The organism is Streptococcus parasanguinis, assembly GCF_001074805.1.
Lineage (GTDB): Bacteria > Bacillota > Bacilli > Lactobacillales > Streptococcaceae > Streptococcus > Streptococcus parasanguinis_A.
Genome location: NZ_JUPI01000022.1, coordinates 1 through 373, shown reverse-complemented (window position 1 = coordinate 373; position 373 = coordinate 1). Strand labels below are relative to the sequence as shown.

1 protein-coding gene is annotated in these 373 nt (G+C 43.4%); it reads right to left on the bottom strand.

What is annotated here, in order from left to right:
• Positions 1 to 373 (bottom strand): hypothetical protein (locus ADI76_RS01765; RefSeq protein ID WP_049514298.1); only part of this gene is annotated, 373 nt, incomplete at both ends.

The following is a 373-nucleotide window of genomic DNA, read 5'->3' as shown; positions in this document are numbered from 1 at the left end:
TGACCCATCGTCAAATGTTGCTGGAACATCTTCGTTGATTTCAACAGTTTTCTCAACGCCATCTACTGTTACTGTTCCACCCTTGAATTCAGGTTTACCAGTTTGTGTCGCACCTTGAATATCAGTTGTTTCAGCTGGTGTAGCTGTTGGGGTTACTGGTAATACTGTTGGTGTGTAGGTTGCAGAAGCTTTGGTTCCGTTCTTATCTTCACGAACAACTGTCACAGCTGGAGCAGTTCCCACGAATGATTTTTCTGGTACAAATGTAACTGTTCCATCTGCTGCTACTGTGTAGGTACCAACACCTTCAACGGTCTTAGTTGTTGACCCATCGTCAAATGTTGCTGGAACATCTTCGTTGATTTCAACAGTT